The following is a 16,381-nucleotide window of genomic DNA, read 5'->3' on the forward strand; positions in this document are numbered from 1 at the left end:
TTACCAGCGATATCTTTTATGCAGGCTTTTAGCCAACCCCAAATCATTGTAAAAAATGTGCGTGTTATGCAACTCACTCACGATCCAAATGGGCATACCATACACAATATGGAATGTTTTTCACCAGATGATCAGTGGATAGTTTACGATGGGCGCAATTATGATTCCCTGATCTCATCTACCGGAAATATTTCAATGGTAAATGTGGAAACAGGTGAAATCCGCGAACTTTATCATACCACACATCAAACACAATATGGGCCAGGGGTGGGCGCGGCCACTTTTTCTCCTGCAGCAAACCGTATCATTTTTATTCATGGTATCAGAAATTCTGATGAAAAGAACCCTTATGATTTTACCCGGCGCACGGGGGTGGCAATTGATGTTGCAAAACCACTTCACCCGATTTTTATGGACGCAAGGGATATTACTCCGCCATTTACTCCTGGCGCCTTACGCGGTGGAACGCATGCGCATAACTGGAGCGCTGATGGAAAGTGGATCAGCTTTACCTATAATGATTATATACTGCAACAACTGGAAAAAAAAGATTCCTCTGTAAAAGACCTTCGAACGGTTGGTATCATGGTGCCTGGCCATCCCGTACATGTGGCTGAAGACCCATTACTGGAAAACAATAGCGGAAAGATGTTTGCGGTAGTCGTTGCTGAAGTTACAGAAAATCCCAAACCGGGAAGTGACGAAATTGACCGCGCTTTTGATGAAGGGTGGATTGGGTCTAAGGGTTATCAAAAAAAAGATGGAAAATGGCAGCACAGGGCCATTGCTTTCCAGGGCGAAGTAGTGAACAATGATGGATCAAAAAAGTCCGAAGTTTTTGTGGCAGATCTTCCTGAAGATGTAACAAAACCAAAATCCGGTAAACCCCTGGAAGGCGGCATTGCTTCGCGTCCAAATGTGCCGGCAGGAGTGCACCAGCGAAGGATAACCTACACTTACAATGGCATTCAGGGCCCGAGACATTGGCTAAGAAGCACACCTGATGGCAGTCTTATTGCATTCTTAGGCAAAGATGATAAAGGTATTGTGCAATTATTTGGCGTGTCGCCGAATGGGGGAGATATAAAGCAGTTTTCCTTTAATAATTCCTCAATCCAGGGGCCTTTTAATTTTAGCCCTGACGGAAAGTACTTTGCTTATCTTGCCGATAACAGCGTATTCGTTACAGAACTTTCTACCGGCAAATCTCAACGGCTGACTCCACCAATCTCTAATCAAGAAAAACTAACCGGATCAGTTGTATGGTCAAACGACGGCTTTATGCTTGCCTTTAATAAATATGTAAAAGATAAAACAACAGGAAAATTATTCCTTCAGATTTTTGTAATAAAATTGAATTCTCTTAAAAGATAGAATTTCTTTTTACTGGTATACAGCAGCCGTATCGGCCATTTTTTCTGTCATAAGATACTCCCTTTTATAAGTCAGGGGCGTCATTCGAATCACTTTTTTAAACTGCCTGTAAAAATTGGAAATATTATAAAATCCGCATTTATCAGCTATTTGCTCAATGCTAAGTTTATCTTCAATAAGAAAATAGCACGCATGATTGATGCGGATTTCAGTTAAAAAATCATAATATGTTTTGTTGGTCATTAGTTTAAAATAACGGCAAAAGGAGGTTGCGGTAAGATTGCTTATACTGGCGATTTTATCGAGCGTGATGTGCTGCGAATAATTGGCCATGGTATAGCTGTATACGATATTTAATCTTTCGGTTTCGTATTTATCAGATTGATAAAAGCTTTGTTCCCTCGTTACCTGGTAATATTCTTTTGTTTCTGACAAAACCTGCAAAATTGATAATAAGGCGATCAGCCGGTCAAGGTTTTCAGCTTTTGAAGCGGATTCAATCAGCGGAATCAGTTTTTCACGCGCTTCATTTACTATTACCATTCCTCTTTTTGCCTTTTCGTATAGCATAGGCAGGTGCCGTGCTTCAGGCAAGGATAGCATTTCATCTCCCATAAAATTTGACGAAAAGTGGAGTACGATGGCTTCCACACCCGGATGGTTGTTACTTTGATTTGGCTCCTGCCGGCAATGCCATTTGTGTGGCACATTTTCTCCGAGCAAAACTATTTCGCCATCAGAAAAATTGCTGATGTTATCACCAATAAACCGAACACCTTGTCCTTTAATCAGGTAGTGTAGTTCCAACTCGGGATGATAATGCCATAACGATCCAAACGAGGTATCACGGCGAATACTAAAGGAAGATTCTAATTGTGACGGCACTTTATGGAAATGAGGTTTCATAATTGCAGATAATTAGAGTTATCAAAATACGTAATTAAAAATAGGGGAAAAGATTGGAACTACGAATTCTTTTTATAAAAAAATCGGGATAAGATCTAAGAGATTTTCATTTACTCAGAATACTCTTTTTTTGCGGCAAATGGCCAGGCGTTTTCGCTGCCAATTGATTTTTCCTGTTTGAAGAAAACGCAATTTTGAAATTATGAAAAGTAAATTTTGGTTAAAGAGGAAAGTCTTCAGCGAAAATGTTCGACATTTGTTTTTTTGTATAAAATGATGCAGGTTTTGTGTCAAATAAATTAAGTATGAAATTTTTAAATGTTGTTATTAAATATCGTCTGCACCTTGGAATCCTTTTTTTAATTCTTGCGGTAATAGTAAATATCGAAGCCAGTTTCTGGCCTTCATTTGTGTTATATTTAATAGCTGCCATCCTGATTATTGGCCATTTTTTGTTTGGCCCGATGAGGCTCATCCAGGGTTTTATGGAAAATGGAGACATGGAGGGCGCTCAAAAAGTGATTGATTCGATCTGGTTTCCGGGCCTGCTCATAAAACCTGTTCGCTCCGTTTATTTTACTTTAAAGGGCAATCTTGCAATGGCCAACCAGGACTTTGATACTGCCGAAGCCCACATGAAAAAAAGCCTCAAATTGGGCATGCCTATGAAGGAAGCCGAAGGCGCCAACAAGCTTCAATTGGGAATGCTGGCAATGCAAAAAGGTAATATGAGGGAATCTGAAAACTACATCCGCCAGGCAATCCGGGCTGGGCTACCTGATAAGGAAAATGAAGCAGCAGCTTACCTTCAATTGTGTTCTATCATGATCAATAAGAGGGAATTCAGGGCCGCCAAAGAATATTTCAGAAAGGTGAAAAAATTAAATCCTTCTACCCCCCAGATTGCAGACCAGGTAAAGCAAATGGAAAAATACATCAGCCGCATGCCGGGATAATAATAGTTATTGGTCTATTAGTTTATTGGTTAATAAGTCAGGCCAATAAAAATGAAAATAAAAATTACTGATAAAAGCTTGTTTACTGCAAAATTGGTATTTTTTGGAAATATTGGGACGATAATTTTCAAAATAAAAATTCTTAATAAAAATTTGTTTACTGGAATTTTACCATAAACTAATTAACCAATAAAAGACTTACGCCTGCAATAAAAAAATAACCGGCTTCTTATGTAGATCTAACTTTACCTTTTTCCAGTCCTCAATCGTTTTGGTTTTGATAAATTCGGCAGTCGAGGTGATTTCAGCCGCGATGCAAAGCCTCGTAGATGTATTGCCATGAGCTAAAATTGTTTCGAGCAATTTGTTATTCCTGTAAGGTGTTTCAATAAAAATTTGCGTACAGTTTTTTTGCAAAGATTCTGCTTCAAGTTGTTTTATCTTTTTTATTCTTGCCGCATTATCAATCGGTAAATATCCGGCAAATGAAAACTGTTGCCCGTTCAAACCGCTTGCCATTAAAGCCAGTAATATGGAATTTGGCCCTACGAGGGGCTTTATTTCTTCATGCATCTTTTGCGCTTCAGCGATTAAAACCTGGCCGGGATCGGCTACTCCCGGACATCCGGCTTCACTGATAATCGCGATGTTCTTTTTATCGCGTATTCTTTCCCGGAAAATTGAAATTTGTTCTTCTTCTGCTTTGTGAATTGTATGCCATTCAAAATCGTCAATCACAATTTCTTTGTCCATCGCTTTTAAAAATCGCCGCGCGGTTCTTTCGTTTTCTGCAAAAATTTCCGTGCATTTTTTTACGGCTTCCATCACATAGGCTGGTATGGTTTCAACCGCATTTTCAGATAAAAAAGAAGGGATCAGGTATATCATTTACGGTAAATTATCTTGAATCTTTTTAAAAAGAAAGCATTTTACTTTGTAAAATTGTTTTGAAAATTATGAAAAAAGTTCCGTTGTCTTTTTATCAAAGAAAGAATGTTGTACAAATTGCCCGGGAGTTATTGGGCAAAATAGTGGTAACGCGGTTTGCAGGAAATATTACTTCGGGCAGGATTGTAGAAACAGAAGCTTATGTAGCCATTACCGATAAAGCTTCGCATTCCTTTGGAGGAAGAAGGACTCCGCGAAATGAACACATGTATTCACCGGCTGGCACTGCCTATGTTTATGTTTGTTATGGCCTGCACCAGATGCTCAACATAGTTACAAACGAAAAGGAAATACCGGATGCGGTTCTCATAAGAGGCATTGAACCATTGGAAGGAATTAAGGCAATGGCCGCGCGCACTGGAAAAAACGAGAGTGACGCCAGCATTACACGTGGCCCCGGAAATGTAGGAAAAGCGCTTGGCATTTTTAAACATCATTCAGGCCTGTTTCTTTTGGATGATGAAATTTATTTGCTGGATGATAATATACGTTTCAGCGATAACCAGGTTGGCGTCAGTAAAAGAATCGGGGTGGAAAGTGCGGGTCCGGATAGCCTGCTTCCTTATCGTTTTTATGTGAAAGGAAACAGATATGTTAGTGGCAGGAATATTTAGTTAGTTTATTTTCAAAAGCGAATTCGCTCTAAATAGCTTCATGATCAAGGGAAAATTTATTTTAAATTATCTTTAAAACTGCTGATAAGCTTAGATTTCTTCTGACAAATCGATTAGGTACTTGAAATTTATTTGGGAAAAAATAAAAAATAAATTTGTTGATATTATTTTCTCACTTACTTTTGCGCAGCAATGACATTCGAAAAAGCAAATACCGGATTCTTTTATTTTAGCTTCTATTTTAGTCGCAGACCGGGATGCTTTTGTTAAAAATGAAAATAAAAATTAGCAATAGAGAATCCCGGCAAAAATGGCCGGGATTTTTGTTTATAAGACCGAATATCTTCAGATGAATAAAAAAATTGCCATACAGGGCTTTGAAGGAAGTTTTCACCAGGCCGCCGCGCGCCAGTTCTTTGGCGAGGACGTTGAAGTAATTTGCTGCTCCACTTTTAGGGATGTAGTTAAGATCGCAAGTGATCAAAGCAAGAGCGATGGAGGATTGATGGCTATAGAAAACTCCATCGCGGGAAGCATTCTCCCCAACTACAATCTTTTACTAAAAAGCAATTTAAAAATTATTGGTGAAGTATATCTTCAAATCAATCAGCATCTGATGGTTAACCCCGGGGTTGAATTATCCGACATTCGCGAGGTTCATTCTCATCCGATGGCGCTTTTGCAATGCATGGATTTTTTGGAACAAAACAATTGGAAATTGATTGAAACTGAAGATACGGCGCTCAGCGCGCAAATGGTGCATGAGCAACGGTGCAGGCACATAGCCGCTATTGCCGGCGATCTGGCAGCAGAACTTTTTGACCTGGATATCATCGCTCCCGATATCCACACTCAGAAAAATAATTACACGAGGTTTTGGGCACTGCAAAGGGAAGATTCCGGTTCCGGCGTGGAAAATGCCAACAAGGCTTCCATCATATTCGAAACAGATCATTCTAAAGGTAGTCTTGCGAAGGTTCTGGCGAAAATTTCTGACGGCGATGTAAATCTCAGCAAATTGCAATCCATGCCGATTCCGGGAAGTGACTGGAAGTATGCATTTCACGCCGATTGCGAGTTTACGGAAATTGAACATTTATATACAGTACTTGAAAGCATAAGGCCCTTCACCGCGGCAGTTAAGGTGTACGGTATTTATAAAAATGGAAAAACGCCAAGGTCGTGGCCGCAGGCGGTTGCCAATCAAATTTATAATGGTAAATAATGGACGCGAATTCTAAAAACGTAATTCCTGTAGCCGACAGGTTAAGCGGTATTCAGGAATATTACTTTTCTACCAAGCTCAGGCAGATAGATGAAATGAACAAGGCGGGCAAAGACGTTATTAATCTTGGCATTGGCAGCCCTGATCTTCCTCCGCATCCATCGGTAATCAAAACGCTTGCTGATGAGGCCGCCAAACCCAATCAACACGGCTACCAAAATTATAAGGGTAGTCCGGTACTAAGAAATGCTATAGCTAAATGGTATAAAAGATGGTATGATGTGGATTTGAAGCCCGACGCCGAAATTTTACCGCTCATAGGAAGTAAAGAAGGTATCATGCATATTTGTATGACTTATATAAATCCCGGAGATGTGGTATTGATTCCAAATCCCGGCTATCCAACTTATAAGAGTGCGGCCACCATTGCAGGTGCCAACGTGAAGTCTTATACCTTGAAAGAAGAAAATAGCTGGCGCCCTGATTTTGATGAACTGGAAAAGGAAGATTTGCAAAATGTGAAGCTGATGTTTGTAAATTATCCTCAGATGCCTACCGGGCAATTACCCTCCCGGGAAATGTTTGTTGATTTAATTTCATTCGCCAAAAAACACCGCATTCTTATTTGCCATGATAATCCCTACAGCTTTATTTTAAACGACCACCCGATGAGTTTATTAAGCCTTGAAGGGGCAAAGGAAGTGGTAATAGAATTAAACTCATTCAGCAAAAGCCACAACATGGCGGGTTGGCGCGTAGGCATGCTTTGTGGATCAAAAGAAAGGATAGAAGAAGTGTTACGGTTTAAAAGCAATATGGATAGTGGCATGTTCCTTCCGCTACAACTCGCGGCTGCAAAGGCGCTTGAGCTTGGGCAGGAATGGTACGATTCAGTGAATGCAGTTTACAGAGAAAGAAGAAACAAAGTATTTTCGATTTTAGATTTGCTTCAATGCACATATAATCCTGACCAGGCCGGTCTTTTTGTGTGGGCTGCTATACCCAAAAAATATAAAAACGGCTATGAGCTTAGCGACGAGATTTTATCAGGCGCTAATGTATTTATTACTCCGGGGGGCATCTTTGGAACCGCGGGTGAAAAATACATACGGGTTAGCCTTTGCTCAAAGGAAGAAAAATTAGATGAGGCCATACAAAGGATTGAAAATTTAAAAAATTGATTGAATAGTATTTATGTTTGATAATGTTACTATAGTAGGTGTAGGTTTGATAAGCGGATCCTTAGCGCTGGCTCTGAAAGAAAAGGGATTGGCAAAGAACATTATTGGAGTCAGCAGAACTAAGGAAAGCACCGATAAGGCCTTAAAGCTTGGTATCATCGACGAGGCATTATCTCTGGAAGAAGCGGTGAAAAAAAGTGATTTTATTTATGTGGCTATCCCGGTGGATGTAACGGTTGCGGTTGCATTGCAGATAATGGACTTAATCACACCTCAACAAATTGTGGCGGATGCCGGATCTACGAAATATGTGTTATGCCAGGCGCTGGCCAATCATCCGTTAAGAAAAAGATTCGTGGCTACGCATCCTATGTGGGGAACAGAATACAGCGGGCCTGAATCGGCGGTTCGGGGCGCGTTTAGCGGCAGGTCGTGTGTAATTTGTGAAAAGGACAAAACTGACAAAGAAGTAGCGGAGAAGATTGAAAGCCTTTATAAAACGCTCGGAATGAATATCGTTTATATGGAGGCGGAAAACCACGACATTCATGCTGCTTACGTAAGTCATATTTCACATATTACCTCTTTTGCGCTGGCCAACACCGTTCTTGAAAAAGAAAAAGAAGAAGATGCCATTTTTGAATTGGCGGGCGGTGGATTTGAAAGTACGGTGCGGCTTGCTAAAAGTAATCCTTCTATGTGGGCACCGATATTTATGCAGAACCGGGAAAATGTGCTCGACGTTTTAAATGAACATATTTCCCAGCTAAGAAAATTTAAAAGCTGTCTTGAGAAGGAAAATTACGAATATCTCAAGGAGCTGATGCAAAATGCAAATAAAATTTCCAGGATTATAAAATAGAACTATCTAGTCAATCATCATAAAATTTTTAAAATTAATTTTACCATGCAAACAGAAACAAAAACAATGAAAGATATAATGACGGAAAAGTGGAATAAACGTCCATTAATCATAAGCGGGCCCTGCAGCGCTGAAACCGAAGAGCAGGTAATTGAAACTGCAACCAGGCTGGCAAATACAGGTAAAGTAGATATTTTACGCGCCGGGATCTGGAAGCCAAGAACCAAGCCGGGGATGTTTGAAGGCATCGGCGTCAAAGGTTTGCCATGGCTTGCAAATGCTAAAAAAGTTTCCGGGCTGCCAATAGCAGTGGAAGTAGCTACAGCAAAGCACGTAGAAATGGCTCTTCAATTTGATGTGGATCTGCTCTGGATTGGCGCGCGTACTACTGTAAATCCGTTCAGCGTGCAGGAAGTTTGCGATGCCTTGCGCGGTGTAGACGTTCCTGTATTAATTAAAAATCCGATTAACCCCGACATTGAATTGTGGAGTGGTGGTATCGAGCGGCTGCAAAAAGTGGGCGTAAAGGAAATCGGTATGATCCACCGCGGTTTTTCTAACTATGGTAACACTGAATTCCGGAATGCACCGATGTGGCATTTACCAATTGAAATGAAAAGAAGGTTTCCTGATATGCTTATTATTTGCGACCCCTCTCATATCTGTGGCAACCGTACCGGCCTGCAGGCGATTTCACAAAAAAGCATTGATCTTGACTTCGGAGGATTGATGATAGAATCTCATATCGATCCTGACAAAGCATGGAGTGATGCCAAACAACAGATTACTCCTGAAAGATTAGCGGAAATGTTGGGAGAATTAAAATGGCGTTTTGAAAATACAGACGAAAAAGAATTTTTGGATGCGCTCACAAAATTGCGCGAGCAAATTAACCAGGTGGATGACGAAATAATGGCGCTTCTGGGACAGCGCATGAAAATTTCCAATAAAATAGGGGAATATAAGCGCGAAAACAACATTACTATTTTACAGACTAACCGCTGGAATGAAATTCTTGCAAAAGCTTTTGTAAAAGGCGAAAAGCTTGATTTAAGCAAAGATTTTATCACTAAATATTTTGATGCAGTACACATGGAAAGTATCAACCATCAAAATAGAATCATGAACCAGGAGTAAAAGATGACTGAAAAACAATTTGAGTTTTCCGAAAAAAAAGTGCGTGTTTATTTCGGTGGTAATTTCAACATGCTGGGTGAAATGTTAGATAAGGAATCAGCCGTTTTAATTACAGATGATAATATTTATTCACACCACTCAGAAAAATTTGCCGGCTGGAAGACCATCGTTCTGAGAGCCGGGGAAAAGTTTAAAAATCAAAAAACGGTTGACGAAATTATCAACCGGTTGATAGAATTACATGCCGACAGGCAAACGTTTATTGTAGGCATAGGAGGTGGCGTAGTAACGGATATAACCGGATATGCAGCTTCTGTTTACATGCGCGGCGTTCAATTTGGATTTGTGCCCACAAGCATTCTTGGTATGGTAGACGCCAGCGTTGGTGGCAAAAATGGTGTGGATGTGGGCGTTTATAAAAATCTTGTAGGTACCATTACTCATCCGCGGTTTTTATTGTATGACTATTCCTTTCTTGAAACGCTTCCGAAAAAAGAATGGATAAATGGATTTGCTGAAATCATTAAACATGCCTGTATAAAGGATAGAAATATGTTTGATTTTTTAAAAGAAAATACGCTTGATTATTTTCGGGATTCTATCGATAATACGGGAACACTCATTCAAAAAAATGTTGAAATAAAATACAATATTGTTGCAAATGATGAAAGAGAAACCGGCGACAGAAAGTTATTAAATTTTGGCCATACGCTGGGCCATGCGATTGAAAATACGGCCGGGTTGCCGCATGGAAGCGCTATCAGCATTGGAATGATAGCTGCCTGTGCTATTTCAGAAAAAATAAACGGCTTTCCCGCATTTGCGACAAAAGAAGTAGAACAATTACTTTCTCTTTATCAATTGCCCGTTTCATACGCTGTTGATAAAGAAAGAACATGGCAGGTTTTATTGCACGACAAAAAGAAATCCGGTAAGGACATGAACTTCATTGTGCTTAATGAAATTGGCAAGGCTTCAGTAAAAAAAATTCCTCTGTCAGAACTTAAAGAAATCTTTTTTAATCTTTCATAATTTATATTTTTCACACATTCGATGAACGTATCTATACATCCTTCACCGGTATCAGGAAATCTAAAAGCGCCTCCATCCAAAAGTTCAATGCAACGTGCATGTGCCGCTGCACTCATCACACCGGGAACAACCGTTATTGATAACTTTGGAAATAGCAATGATGAAAAAGCTGCGCTCGATATTATTGCGCGGCTTGGCGCTACCGTAAATAAATTAACCAACGAACTGGTAATCGCTTCCAATGATTTTATTTTTCATTCGCCGGTGGCCGAGAAAAAAAATGTAATCCTGAATGTGGGTGAAAGCGGTTTATCTATGCGAATGTTTGCGCCCATCGCAGGCTTGTTTAATTTTGATATTGTGTTCACAGGTGAAGGAAGTATTTTAAAAAGACCGATGAATTTTTTTGATGAAATCCTTCCGTTGCTTGATGTTGAAGTGCATTCTAATAACGGAATGTTGCCAGTTACCCTGCGTGGGCCACTTCAGCCAAAAAATATTACCGTGGATGGCTCCTTGAGCTCGCAGTTTTTGACAGGGTTATTATTTGCTTTTGCAAAAGCGTGTACTGCTCCCGTTAGTATCACCGTAAAAAATTTATCAAGCCGGCCTTATATTGATTTAACCGTTTCAGTTTTAAAACATTTCGGATTCCATATTGAAAATAATAATTACGAAGTGTTTACCATTTCTCCGCGTAAAGACTCGCCGTCAACGACCGTGAGATATACTGTTGAAGGCGATTGGAGCAATGCTGCTTTTTTGCTGGTGGCAGGCGCCACTGCAGGAGAGCTTACTCTTTCCGGTGTAGATATGAATTCGTCGCAGGGAGATAAGGATATAATGAAAGCACTTTACGATTCCGGTGCAGAAGTTGTTTTGAAAAACGATGAAATTTTTGTGAAGAGAAAAAAGTTAACAGCTTTCCAGTTTGATGCTACCCATTGTCCTGATTTGTTTCCGCCGCTTGTAGCGCTTGCTTCTTATTGCAATGGCAACACTTCCATCAAAGGCGTGAGTAGATTATTACATAAAGAAAGCAACCGCGCTATAGCGCTGCGCGACGAATTTAAAAAGATGAACGTGGAAATTGAGTTGAATGGAGATGTGATGATAGTTCATGGCGGAGGCGTTGTGAAAGGCGCAGAAGTATCTTCACACAACGACCATCGCATTGCTATGGCCACGGCTGTTGCCGGGCTTAGTGCAAAAGGAATTACTAATATATCAGGATCTGAAGCCGTAAAAAAATCATATCCGGATTTTTACAGGGATATTGCTTCCATTCAAAAAGCTCATGCAGGCAATCAGTAGTTTTTTGTTTTCATAGTAAACAAATAAATAGTAAAGATTTTTATTCAACATAAAGTTAGCCCGACCCTCACCGCCAATTATTAATTTTTATGAAAATACTTTCCGTCCTTTGTAAATAAAATCGTGATTTACCGGGCTGGTAACATTTTCAAACTTTTTTAAACCTCTAATCTACAATCTTCATAAATTATGTCATATACCGTAGCCATCACCGGGCGGCCTAATGTAGGGAAAAGCACATTCTTCAACCGGATGCTGGAAGAAAGAAAATCTATTGTTGATGATGTGAGCGGCGTCACCCGCGACCGGCAATATGGCGTAGCGGAATGGGCCGGAAAATCTTTTAATCTTATTGATACCGGCGGCTTTGTAGCAGACAGCGATGATATTTTTGAACGTGAAATCCGCAAGCAGGTGCATATAGCCATTGCTGAATCGAATGCGATAATTTTTATGGTGGATGTAACCACAGGGGTTACAAACCTGGATCAGCAGATGGCTGAATTGCTGCGCAGGTCGCCGAAGCCCGTTTACCTGGTAGTAAATAAGGTTGACAATTACAATCGCGAACTTGAAGCTGCAGAATTTTATAGCCTTGGTTTTGAAAAAATATTTTTCCTTTCGTCCATTAGTGGCTCAGGTACCGGCGAGCTGCTGGATGAAATTTGTAACAGGATACCTGAAGAAAAGCAGGAAGAAAAATCGGCCATTCCTAAATTTGCGATTATCGGCCAGCCGAATGTTGGCAAATCTTCTTTGCTCAATGCGTTGACAGGCCAGGAAAGGACCATTGTAAGCGACATTGCAGGAACCACCAGGGATGCTATTCACACAACGTACAATCTATTCAATAAAGAATTTATTCTTATAGATACGGCCGGCATCCGGCGGAAAAAAAAGGTAAGTGAAGATTTGGAATTTTATTCTGTAATACGCGCTATTAGTGCCGTTGATGAGGCAGATGTTTGCATTTTACTGTTGGATGCAGAAAAGGGAATTACCGCCCAGGATTTGAATATATTTTCACTTGCAGCCAAGAAAGGAAAAGGAATCGTGGTGTTGGTAAATAAGTGGGATGTGGTGAAAAAAGAAACCAATACGGCGCGGGATTATGAAAAAACGCTCAAACAAAAGCTGGCTCCGTTTAATGATGTTCCGATTTTGTTTATTTCTGCTACCGAAAAGCTTCGCATCTTTCAGGCGATGGAAGCTGCATTGAAAGTGTATGACAACAGGCAGCAAAAAATTACTACTTCCAAACTGAATGAGGTGATGCAAAAAGCGATGGAGTCTTATCATGCGCCGGTGGTGAGAGGGCATGCGGTAAAGATAAAATTTGTGACGCAATTGCCTACCGTGGTTCCTTCCTTTGCTTTTTTTTGCAACTATCCCAACGACATAAAAACGCCGTACAGAAATTACCTGGAAAATCAATTGCGGGAAAATTTTGAACTAACGGGAGTGCCTATACGTATTTTTTTCAGAAAGAAATAAGAATTGGCAAAATTTATGGGTTTACTGGTTAAAATCTATTTCCTTTTAATAGGGCAGCTTGGGTCTTAAATAGCTATAAACCCATGTTCCCGCCAATGCGCTCAGCAATGTAAGAATGGCAATAGATAAACCGCTTCCAATTTGGACGTAAATAGGCCCCGGGCATGTGCCGGTGAAAGCCCAGCCTATTCCAAAAATCATGGAGCCGAAAACAGTGCCATAACTGAATTTCTTTTTGGGGATTAGCACTTCCTCACCATCGATAGTTTTGATATTGAATTTTTTTATAAGCCACACACAAAGCGCGCCGGTTGGTATGGCGGTTAAAAAAATTCCATACATCTGGAATCCCTGGAAATGAAACATTTCCTGCATTCTGAACCATGAAATAGCGTCTGCTTTAATGAGCGTGATGCCAAAAATAATTCCTGTCAAAAGATATAAAAGATTTCTTTTCATTTGAATATGTTAGTCATTTTTAAAGTTGCTATAAGACATATTATTTAAGAAGCAATGGCAAAATAAAGTTGGAAGTAATGATGCCGGTAGCAAAAAATGAAATCACTGCAATGAGTGACGCCCGCTGCAATGTCGATAGCCCAAAAATTCCATGGCCGCTGGTGCAGCCTCCGCCATAGCGTGTTCCAAAGCCAACAAGGAAACCACCGCCAATTACAATTAACAGGTGCTGCCAGGTTAAAATATTGGCCCAGCTAAAAATTTCCACTGGTAAAAGGTGATTCACACTTTTGATGCCTTGCTGCCGAAGCATTTTTGTCGTCGATTCGGCAAGTGGCATTGGCGTTTGTGATTTTAGTAAAACGCCTCCTATAAAACCGCCGATAAATAGTCCTGCTACGAAATATATATTCCAGATTTGTTCCTTCCAATTGTATTTCAGAAACGGAACATTTCCGGGAAAACACATGGCGCAAAAGTGTCTTAAACTGCTGGAAATGCCCAGCCTTTTATTGCCAATTAATAACAGAGCAGGCACAGATAACCCGATGATGGGGCCGGCAATATACCATGGCCATGGCTGACGGAGAAAATCAATTATAGTCAAAACAAAAATTTTTAGCCTGTAAAATTATTCAAAAGTTGCCAGTTCAAGACTTTCTATTTAAAACGAAATAGAAAATTGTGTCTTACAGCCCTTTTTATATTTTGATATTCATTATCTTAGCTCATACAATCTGATTTACAGCTTTTAAAACTAGTTAAAGAAAACTGACCACGTATTGTCCTTATTTTTCAGAAAATGATCGTTCGTTTCAGGAATTTATCACTTACCGCTAAACTATTTTTGCTCGGCATCATTCCGGTGCTCTTTTTAATTTATTTCAGCCTGATAATTTATCATGAAAAATCCCAAAAGGTTGATTTGATTGGTTCATATATCAAGCACATTGAACAATCGCAAAAAGTTATGGGATTAGTGGCCGAACTAACCAATGAAAGGCGATACAGCTACTTTTTTCTTCTTGGCGATTCAGGAATTCAACCCTTATTACAACGCCGCAAAAAGACGGATTCCATTCTGCTTCTTCTGAGTATCAGCAAGGATCCTTCTTATAAGGATTTCCGGCAATATACTTTTCTTGATAAGCTTGACTCTGTGAGGAGCCTGATTGATTCGAACAAAATTAATCCGAACGGGGTAACGGAATATTATACAGATGCTATTGTAAGGCTCAATTTACTTACCTCCAGTATTCCGGCTAATTCGTTTCTGAAGCCGGTATACAATGAAATTGTAGCTCAAAAAAAGCTATCTGACATGATTACCTACCTGGGAATTGTCCGGACCAATGTTTTTAATTTGTTGCTTAATCAAACAAATACTTTTCAAACACTGGCAGGAACCAGCAGATCTTACAAATTATTTAATACCTACGAAAAAGAATTCTTATTAAAAGCGCCGCCTGATGAAGTTCAAAAGTATAACCAGTTCAAAATAACACCTGACTACGAAGCAACCCTGAATTATCTCTACAGAACTTTTAATACATTAAAGTTGGACAGTACTTATTCGTCGCGCAATTTTTGGGCAATATCTTCCAATTCAATGTCGGGCCTTAGAAAGCAGCAGCAGGAGATTTGGCAACGTGCAAATATTAAAATGGAAAATATTTACCATCAGGAAAGAAATAGTGAAAAGAAAATGATTGCATTCCTGATTTTTGCTATCCTGATTGTGGTTGGATTTATCGTGTACGTCATCAATCATATTCATAAGTTATTAACCGAAATCAAACTTGCGGCATCTAAAATTTCGATTGGCGCCACCGGAATTCGTTTGAAAAATATGCCAAAAGGCATTATTGGAAATCTCGCAAAAAGTATAATTGAAATCGATAAAAACAACCTGGAACTGGCAAAAAATGCCAATGAAATAGGCAAAGGAAATTTTGATGTAAAAGTAACTCCCAGGAGCGACCATGATATCTTGGGAATTTCTATCAAAAAAATGAAAAATGACCTGCTGCAATTTAACAGGCAAAAGGATAAAATTCAGCGCGATACCGAAACCCTCGTGTATCGCAGGGACGAATTTTTTAGTATTGCCAGCCATGAGCTTAAAACGCCTGTTACTTCTCTCAAGGCCTATACGCAACTACTCTTAATGGATGCAGATAAATTTTTGGATGAGCATCACAAATCAATGCTGCAACGCATGGAAGGCCAGATTAATAAACTTACTGCACTCATTAACGACCTGCTGGATACTTCTAAAATTGAAAATGAACAAATGGTATTTAATAATGAGTTGTTTATTCTCAACGACCTTGCATCTGAAGTGGTTTCTGATATGCAGCCCGTTTGTAAATCGCAGGAAATTATTTTCAGGAGCGGCCGCCCCGCTTCGGTGTATGCAGACAAAGAAAGAATCCGCCAGGTAATCAGCAACCTGATTAGCAATGCAAACAAATATGCTTCAAAAAGCAGTAAAATAATTTTATCAATAGAAACTCTTGAAGAAAAAGTTATTTGTTCTGTGCAGGATTTTGGAAAAGGAATCGAGGCAGAAGAACAGGAAAAAATATTTGAGCGTTTTTACCGCGTATCTGGCCCAAATATGAACACGTTTCCAGGGCTGGGCCTTGGGTTGTTTATTTGTAAACAGGTAATAGAAAAACAAAACGGAAAAATTGGCTTGAAGAGTACACCGGGCAAGGGAAGCACATTTTATTTTGAGCTGCCACTAAGTAGTTTTGCCGGTTTAAACGAAGATGTAGTAAACGGATAAATAATGCTTTTTTTTATTCTTATGCAATATTAATTTGTTAACTCTCTGTTGACGCCATTCCATTTTCTTTAACAAGAGATTATATTTG

15 protein-coding genes are annotated in these 16,381 nt (G+C 39.7%); 11 read left to right on the forward strand and 4 right to left on the reverse strand.

Annotated elements, in window-relative coordinates; all coding sequences use genetic code 11:
- Positions 1–66 precede the first annotated feature (66 nt).
- Entirely contained in the window at positions 67–1,374 is a 1,308-nt protein-coding gene (locus EFY79_RS06565) for a DUF3748 domain-containing protein (protein ID WP_123120056.1), read from the forward strand.
- 9 nt (positions 1,375–1,383) lie between these two features.
- Here the strand turns inward: EFY79_RS06565 and EFY79_RS06570 are convergent, their stop codons facing one another.
- The gene (locus EFY79_RS06570; protein WP_123119885.1) at positions 1,384–2,280 is read right to left on the reverse strand and encodes an AraC family transcriptional regulator; all 897 of its coding nucleotides are present in this window, start codon (positions 2,278–2,280) and stop codon (positions 1,384–1,386) included.
- A 305-nt stretch (positions 2,281–2,585) separates the two neighbouring features.
- On the opposite strand from EFY79_RS06570, the gene EFY79_RS06575 reads away from it, so the two are divergent.
- A complete protein-coding gene (locus tag EFY79_RS06575) occupies positions 2,586–3,236 on the forward strand; it encodes a hypothetical protein (protein WP_123119886.1) in 651 nt (216 codons plus the stop codon).
- Between the two features lie 198 nt (positions 3,237–3,434).
- Here EFY79_RS06575 and EFY79_RS06580 read toward each other — a convergent pair whose 3' ends face one another.
- Positions 3,435–4,124, reverse strand: coding sequence for an SAM-dependent methyltransferase (locus EFY79_RS06580; RefSeq protein WP_123119887.1), 690 nt, complete (start codon positions 4,122–4,124; stop codon positions 3,435–3,437).
- A 68-nt stretch (positions 4,125–4,192) separates the two neighbouring features.
- Between EFY79_RS06580 and EFY79_RS06585 the strand changes: the two genes are divergently transcribed.
- The 8 genes from EFY79_RS06585 (at position 4,193) to der (ending at position 13,043) form a co-directional block, all read left to right on the forward strand.
- Positions 4,193–4,798, forward strand: a complete 606-nt coding sequence (locus EFY79_RS06585; RefSeq protein WP_123119888.1) for a DNA-3-methyladenine glycosylase — start codon at positions 4,193–4,195, stop codon at positions 4,796–4,798.
- 349 nt (positions 4,799–5,147) lie between these two features.
- Positions 5,148–6,023 carry a prephenate dehydratase gene (locus EFY79_RS06590; protein WP_233577939.1) on the forward strand — a complete coding sequence of 292 codons (876 nt, stop codon included), beginning with the start codon at positions 5,148–5,150 and terminating at the stop codon, positions 6,021–6,023.
- Entirely contained in the window at positions 6,023–7,204 is a 1,182-nt protein-coding gene (locus tag EFY79_RS06595; protein ID WP_123119890.1) for a pyridoxal phosphate-dependent aminotransferase, read from the forward strand. Before EFY79_RS06590 ends, EFY79_RS06595 begins: the two co-directional genes overlap by 1 nt.
- Positions 7,205–7,217: 13 nt before the next feature.
- A complete protein-coding gene (locus EFY79_RS06600; RefSeq protein ID WP_123119891.1) occupies positions 7,218–8,066 on the forward strand; it encodes a prephenate dehydrogenase in 849 nt (282 codons plus the stop codon).
- Between the two features lie 45 nt (positions 8,067–8,111).
- Positions 8,112–9,203 (forward strand): chorismate mutase, encoded by a 1,092-nt coding sequence (locus tag EFY79_RS06605; protein WP_233577940.1) that lies wholly within the window; start codon positions 8,112–8,114, stop codon positions 9,201–9,203.
- 3 nt (positions 9,204–9,206) lie between these two features.
- Entirely contained in the window at positions 9,207–10,235 is a 1,029-nt protein-coding gene (gene aroB / locus EFY79_RS06610; RefSeq protein WP_123119892.1) for a 3-dehydroquinate synthase, read from the forward strand.
- Between the two features lie 21 nt (positions 10,236–10,256).
- Positions 10,257–11,549, forward strand: a complete 1,293-nt coding sequence (gene aroA, locus EFY79_RS06615; RefSeq protein ID WP_123119893.1) for a 3-phosphoshikimate 1-carboxyvinyltransferase — start codon at positions 10,257–10,259, stop codon at positions 11,547–11,549.
- 189 nt (positions 11,550–11,738) lie between these two features.
- Positions 11,739–13,043 carry a ribosome biogenesis GTPase Der gene (gene der / locus EFY79_RS06620; protein ID WP_123119894.1) on the forward strand — a complete coding sequence of 435 codons (1,305 nt, stop codon included), beginning with the start codon at positions 11,739–11,741 and terminating at the stop codon, positions 13,041–13,043.
- 45 nt (positions 13,044–13,088) lie between these two features.
- Here der and EFY79_RS06625 read toward each other — a convergent pair whose 3' ends face one another.
- The gene (locus EFY79_RS06625) at positions 13,089–13,502 is read right to left on the reverse strand and encodes a YeeE/YedE family protein (RefSeq protein ID WP_123119895.1); all 414 of its coding nucleotides are present in this window, start codon (positions 13,500–13,502) and stop codon (positions 13,089–13,091) included.
- 40 nt (positions 13,503–13,542) lie between these two features.
- Positions 13,543–14,109: a YeeE/YedE family protein gene (locus EFY79_RS06630; protein WP_199727469.1), complete on the reverse strand. Its 567-nt coding sequence runs from the start codon at positions 14,107–14,109 to the stop codon at positions 13,543–13,545.
- A gap of 195 nt (positions 14,110–14,304) precedes the next feature.
- Here EFY79_RS06630 and EFY79_RS06635 point away from each other — a divergent pair, with 195 nt between their 5' ends.
- On the forward strand, positions 14,305–16,293 hold the full coding sequence (locus EFY79_RS06635; protein ID WP_123119896.1) for an ATP-binding protein: 1,989 nt from the start codon (positions 14,305–14,307) through the stop codon (positions 16,291–16,293).
- Positions 16,294–16,381: the final 88 nt, after the last annotated feature.

It is taken from the genome of Hanamia caeni (genome assembly GCF_003721595.1).
Taxonomy (GTDB): domain Bacteria; phylum Bacteroidota; class Bacteroidia; order Chitinophagales; family Chitinophagaceae; genus Ginsengibacter; species Ginsengibacter caeni.

Coding starts and splice junctions, on each gene's coding strand:
- EFY79_RS06565 (WP_123120056.1), top strand. CDS start 67: ATGCAACTCACTCACGATCCAAATGGGCATACCATACACAATATGGAA.
- EFY79_RS06570 (WP_123119885.1), bottom strand. CDS start 2,280: ATGAAACCTCATTTCCATAAAGTGCCGTCACAATTAGAATCTTCCTTT.
- EFY79_RS06575 (WP_123119886.1), top strand. CDS start 2,586: ATGAAATTTTTAAATGTTGTTATTAAATATCGTCTGCACCTTGGAATC.
- EFY79_RS06580 (WP_123119887.1), bottom strand. CDS start 4,124: ATGATATACCTGATCCCTTCTTTTTTATCTGAAAATGCGGTTGAAACC.
- EFY79_RS06585 (WP_123119888.1), top strand. CDS start 4,193: ATGAAAAAAGTTCCGTTGTCTTTTTATCAAAGAAAGAATGTTGTACAA.
- EFY79_RS06590 (WP_233577939.1), top strand. CDS start 5,148: ATGAATAAAAAAATTGCCATACAGGGCTTTGAAGGAAGTTTTCACCAG.
- EFY79_RS06595 (WP_123119890.1), top strand. CDS start 6,023: ATGGACGCGAATTCTAAAAACGTAATTCCTGTAGCCGACAGGTTAAGC.
- EFY79_RS06600 (WP_123119891.1), top strand. CDS start 7,218: ATGTTTGATAATGTTACTATAGTAGGTGTAGGTTTGATAAGCGGATCC.
- EFY79_RS06605 (WP_233577940.1), top strand. CDS start 8,112: ATGCAAACAGAAACAAAAACAATGAAAGATATAATGACGGAAAAGTGG.
- aroB (WP_123119892.1), top strand. CDS start 9,207: ATGACTGAAAAACAATTTGAGTTTTCCGAAAAAAAAGTGCGTGTTTAT.
- aroA (WP_123119893.1), top strand. CDS start 10,257: ATGAACGTATCTATACATCCTTCACCGGTATCAGGAAATCTAAAAGCG.
- der (WP_123119894.1), top strand. CDS start 11,739: ATGTCATATACCGTAGCCATCACCGGGCGGCCTAATGTAGGGAAAAGC.
- EFY79_RS06625 (WP_123119895.1), bottom strand. CDS start 13,502: ATGAAAAGAAATCTTTTATATCTTTTGACAGGAATTATTTTTGGCATC.
- EFY79_RS06635 (WP_123119896.1), top strand. CDS start 14,305: ATGATCGTTCGTTTCAGGAATTTATCACTTACCGCTAAACTATTTTTG.